This window comes from Mesorhizobium sp. M4A.F.Ca.ET.050.02.1.1 (genome assembly GCF_003997725.1).
Taxonomy (GTDB): Bacteria; Pseudomonadota; Alphaproteobacteria; order Rhizobiales; family Rhizobiaceae; genus Mesorhizobium.
In genome coordinates this window covers 1-1507 of the sequence record NZ_RZSG01001101.1, presented here as the reverse complement: position 1 = coordinate 1507, position 1507 = coordinate 1, and the positions used below count along the sequence as shown (strand labels likewise).

At 63.2% G+C, this 1507-nt stretch carries 1 protein-coding gene and 1 pseudogene; one reads left to right on the top strand and one right to left on the bottom strand.

What is annotated here, in order from left to right; genetic code table 11:
* Nucleotides 1-519, bottom strand: a 519-nt coding sequence (locus EOA33_RS35370) for a type VI secretion system ImpA family N-terminal domain-containing protein (RefSeq protein WP_190234488.1), incomplete at its 3' end; no start/stop codon positions are given.
* Between the two features lie 334 nt (nt 520-853).
* On the opposite strand from EOA33_RS35370, the pseudogene EOA33_RS35365 reads away from it, so the two are divergent.
* A pseudogene (locus tag EOA33_RS35365) lies at nt 854-1507 on the top strand (type VI secretion system ATPase TssH); the annotation flags it as partial.

The following is a 1507-nucleotide window of genomic DNA, read 5'->3' as shown; positions in this document are numbered from 1 at the left end:
CTCGTCGAGGGCGCCTTGTTCCAGGTCGCGCCCGCTGATCGGCCCGATCGGGCGCGGCGCGAAAAAGATCATCTGCCGCAGGTCCGCCAGCAGGCCTTCCTGGCCGTTCTGGAGATCGAGCAGGGCGTTGATGCGACGCAAGGCCGCGTCGCGCGGCGTTGCACCGGATCGCAGCGCCGGGTGCAGGGTCTCCCAGTGGGCGTCGAACGTCTGCGCAACCAGGCTCAGACCGTCGGCCAGTCCGGCCAGCCGGTTTTCATTGGCCAGGGCGCGCGTGACGATGACCAGAAGGCGCAGATCCCGGCCGCGCGGACGCAACTCCTCGGCCTTGGCAAGCACGGCGGGCCAGTCGATCGGAATGATCGCTTCCGCGGACGGCTTGTTGCGGTCGTCATACTCGACTTTGGTCTGCTGTTCGGTCAGGCGCTCCAGCTCATGGAAGGCCGGGTCGTTGCGCAAATCCTCACCTGACGGATTCTCACCGTCGAGAGGATTCAGCCAGAGTGCGAGATCAATCACACCAACCCCCAGGAGCGGCCTTGAGACCTTGCGTGACGCAAGGTTATCACAGTGCGTCACTTTATCACAATTCAAGGACTGCTCAAAAACTAACGGAAGCTAAACGCGACCGTTCTGTCGCCGAAACCCATGGCGTCATTGTCCGGCGCTGTATGTGAAATGCATCGCATAGGCGAGGGCAATTTCGTGTTTGTTTGCCTGGGGATGCGGGGCTTTCCCTGAAACGGAAGATGCTAGGCGAATCGGGCATCGAGGCGCATCATCCATCACATGCTTTGTCAACCTGCCGCTTCTATGGCAGGGTATCGGCTGGCTGATTTCGGGAGCAGGTTCGATGGAACAGCGCCGGTCATCGCAGAGCTTCAAGCGCAAGGAACTGGTCGCCAAGCTCAATGCCACGGGGGTGCGCGCCTTCAAGGCCGCGGCCGACACGGCCAAGCTGCGCGGCAATCCCTATGTCGAACTCGTCCATTTCATTCAGCAACTGGTGCTGTCGGAGCGCTCGGATGTGCAGATGATCGTCGCCGATGCCGGGCTGGATGCCAGCCGGCTGACGGCGGACATGACCCGTGCCATCGACAAGCTGCCCTACGGCGCCACCTCGGTGGAGGAATTCTCCGACCACATCTTCCACGCCATCCAGGAAGGCTGGAACCTCGCGACGCTGGAGTTCGGCGTCGAGGAGGTGCGCAGCTCGCATATCCTGCTTGCCTGCCTGAAGACGCCGGTGCTGGAGGGCCTGGTTTCGAAGATCAGCGCCGAGTTCGACCGGATCGATGCGGACGGCGTCATTTCCCGCTTCGCCGATGTCATGGAAGGTTCGCTGGAGGCCGGCGCTGCCCCGGCCGCCACGGAGACGCCGATGAAACACGGCCCCGGCGGGGATTCGGCGCTGGCGAAATATGCCACCGACCTGACGCAGCGCGCCCACGACGGCAAGATCGATCCGGTCGTCGGCCGCGATCCCGAAATCCGGCAGATCGTCGAC